Below are 3,417 nucleotides of genomic sequence, written 5' to 3'. Positions count from 1 at the left end.
CTGTAGCCGTTGGATTGACCTTGATCGTAAACGTGCGAGGCGTACCTGTACATCCATTCGCACTTGGCGTAACTGTGATAGTAGCCGTTATAGGGGACGTGCCTGTGTTCGTCGCCGTAAAGGCGGGAAGGTTGCCCGTACCGCTCGCAGCCAGACCTATCGATGTGTTATCGTTCGTCCAGCTGTAGGTAGTTCCCGTTACATTGCTGCCAAAGGTAACCACCGGACTCGAAGCGCCGTTACAGAAATCCTTATTGTCTACTACATTTACAGTAGGTTTCGGCTTAACATCGACTACTACATTTGCTGTACAGCCATTAGCATTTTTATAAGTAATGGTAGCGGTACCATCTGAAACACCTGTAACCAAGCCACTATTATTTACTGTAGCTACAGAAGGGTTTGATGAAGTCCAAGCTCCAGAAGTTGCAGGAGTTCCCGATCCTGTAAGTTGCGTTGTTGATCCAGCACAAATTGTCGCTCCTCCTGTACCAATCGTTATTTGTGGCACGCTTGGCACTACAGTTACCTGAGCCTTATCATTAGTCGCATCAGGATCATTTTTAGTACCCGTAATCGTTGCTTGATTTGTATAAACTCCTGCACTTTTTACTTTTGCTCTAATTTTTAATACTCTCTCACCATATAATGCCAAATTTCCAATATTCCAAATACCAGTACTTGGAGTATATGTTGTACCAGATGGTGCTGTATGGCTATCATATTCAAACCCACTAGGTAATAAATCAGTCACCTGCACCCCAGTAGCATCAGCAGGTCCTACATTTTTAGCTGTTAATGTAAACTCAACGATGTCACCTATACAAGGAGTCGATTTATCAACTGCTTTCTGAATAGCGAGATCAGCACCAAACACACCTTCTATTTTAGATACAAAAACACCCGCATCCAAATTCCGATCTCCGGCATCAGCGATTGCTATTTTAAATTCATAAGTTCCGCCTTGTATCAATCCAGACAGGTCATATTGAATCAGTTAGGTCAAACCATTATACTCTACATGGATAGGAAACGGACCAGGGTTGTTATTAAGCACCAATCGATTCGGATTGCCAGAGGTAGTAGCTGTTGTATGTCCGTTCCTTTCGTAATGATTACTATTACTGGATTCGTATCCATTACCAGTCCCTGAATAGTTATTTCCTTGCTTTCCAAAGTTCACCTTATTGATAGCCGTTACGGTCTGGGCAGCGTTTGGTAGTCGAGCCATGTTTATCCACTCACCGGTCGTCCCTTTCCTCCTCACAAAGAAACCAAATGTATCATTGTATACAGAACCAACATAATCAGGGTACTCTTCTGAGCCAAATTGATAAGCAATCCGAAGTGCATCAGCCCCACCGGTTAACGTAATATCAAATGTATATACAACAGCATCATAAATCGCATTACTCGTTATATTAGTTAATTGGGCATCACTGTATGTACCTGTTTGTGCAGATACAGATGACTGTAATGATGACGACGAACTTGAATTCTTCTTTGTAAGCTCGTTAACAGCATGTCCTGTTGAAAACAAAACTCCCGCATCCACACCTAAGTTTGCTCCGTTAATACCATTGCTAAAAATTGCAATCTGATTATTATTACCTCCACGTACAATTTGAGGATTGTTGATGACAAGACCGTTCGCATTTAAGCCTGCAGCAATTTGTGTTGCATTTGGATTATTGTTTACCACCGTTGCTTGCCCAAACACGCCAGAAACCATTGATAAAATGACTAAGTGAGCAACAACTGCACACTTTAAGGCAAAAGATTTAATAACTTTTTTCATCTCAGTAACTTTTGTTTGGTTATTGGTTCTCAGGTGTTTCTTCAACAAACAAATCAAGCTGTTTAAGCAGTTCTTCATTGTTTTTAAGTCGAGAGAAGTCCTCATTGTTCAATACTGATCCCAAAAAACCTATAAAGGATTCAACGTTTAGGCGTTTTCGCCTTACAGGCATATCTTGATTTAGTTGGAACAATTCATTTTTCATAATCAATATCTGCAACATTGCTTCTTCTTTGCTTTTAGTCTTTAGCTCTTTTAACCAATTCGGAAGCTCTTCCTCACCGGATGAATTATCCTTTTGTGACATGACCTTCATCCCTTTACTCTTAAGCATAGTAGTTGGCGGAGATGAAAGGAAATTTTGTATTGCCTGCAAATCTTCTTGAGATTTCTGCTGAACAGCTGGTGTTACGGCAGCATTATCCTGCCCCTTCGCCTCACCCAACAGCATTAACACACAACAGCATATCGCCACCACAGAAATAATCCATCCCCGATGGATACGTGATTGCTTCATTTCGATTTTTGTCATTCCTTTCATAGTACTTTGTATTAGTTTTATTTTAGGCATCCCATCACACAACGATCACACCTATAATTTTTATTAGTTAAACATTGGGTACAGCGTCTGTATCTGCGAAGGAAGTTTTCAACTACCTATGCTCCATAAAACCTGTACTACAATTATCGATTTCACACACATCGCTTAACGATGCTCCTGGCTACATTAGCGAGCATAAAGGTTGGGAGAAAAAGACCTAATCACCTACTTTTTTAGTGGACACCTATAGGTACAACTGCAAGAAATCGCAAACCCTAATGGTAAAATCAAAAAATTACAAAGGGACTAAACACAGTTTAAACAATATGGTTTTCAGACGATTAAATAAAAATAATAAGTGGACATTATAAGAGGACGAAATGAATTCTAAAAAATTAACATTTTTTTACAAAGTATTCTTTCAGAGATTTGCATAAAAACGCATTATCGATTTTTCTTTAATTGAGACGAAAAAACAAGTAAGAATTTATCGTTTATCGTCAATTGGAAAATAAAGGATTCGCTATTAAAATGAAGAAAAATCTAGGAAATACAATTGAAAGTAGAATCAGAATCTCATACAAGAAAACAAGATTCCCCCATAAACAGCATATAACATAGAACTGACGCCAAGTGGGTCAACGACAAGGTAAGAGCACAACACAGCCTTTTCGGGATACCATAGCATGTTGGGCTCGCTAAAAAACCTTGTCATTAGGTAGTACGTCTATCACACGCACACGACACCATGATGATGTATTATTACGACAAGGCAAAGCATCAAAAATTGTTTTTAATTGCAGGCGTGTTGAGGTAAAATAGTTTACCTAGGGGGGATATTTGGACTGTTACAATTGAATTTTAAACAAAAAAATATGGTTGTATAGTGTTTTAAGGTTTATTTTTTTGCTTTTGTAGGATAGTGTTAAAAAAAGTGTAAAGTGTTACTAAAAGTAAAAAGTAATGACCAAATTGGATTTTGATCATGACTCAAAGCGAAAAGGTGATTACCCCATTAGAATTGGTCATTACCAAAAACAAAAAAGTCATCACCAGATTGCATTCGGTCATGACTCAA

Annotated in this window: 3 protein-coding genes; all 3 read right to left on the bottom strand. The window is 38.7% G+C overall.

The window, feature by feature from the left end:
* Positions 1-973, bottom strand: a 973-nt coding sequence (locus tag BM375_RS16780) for an Ig-like domain-containing protein (protein ID WP_139227637.1), incomplete at its 3' end; no start/stop codon positions are given.
* 24 nt (positions 974-997) lie between these two features.
* The gene (locus BM375_RS16775) at positions 998-1,798 is read right to left on the bottom strand and encodes a choice-of-anchor L domain-containing protein (protein ID WP_139227635.1); all 801 of its coding nucleotides are present in this window, start codon (positions 1,796-1,798) and stop codon (positions 998-1,000) included.
* A 19-nt stretch (positions 1,799-1,817) separates the two neighbouring features.
* Positions 1,818-2,339: a hypothetical protein gene (locus BM375_RS16770; protein ID WP_139227633.1), complete on the bottom strand. Its 522-nt coding sequence runs from the start codon at positions 2,337-2,339 to the stop codon at positions 1,818-1,820.
* Between the last annotated feature and the right edge of the window lie 1,078 nt (positions 2,340-3,417).

The organism is Sphingobacterium wenxiniae, from assembly GCF_900116225.1.
GTDB lineage: Bacteria > Bacteroidota > Bacteroidia > Sphingobacteriales > Sphingobacteriaceae > Sphingobacterium > Sphingobacterium wenxiniae.
Note: the sequence above shows the minus strand (reverse complement) of the source record. Positions and strands in the feature narration are given on the sequence as shown.

Bases quoted from the DNA above. Each gene is read 5' to 3' on its own strand.
- BM375_RS16775 (WP_139227635.1), bottom strand. From the start codon at position 1,798: ATGAAAAAAGTTATTAAATCTTTTGCCTTAAAGTGTGCAGTTGTTGCT.
- BM375_RS16770 (WP_139227633.1), bottom strand. From the start codon at position 2,339: ATGAAAGGAATGACAAAAATCGAAATGAAGCAATCACGTATCCATCGG.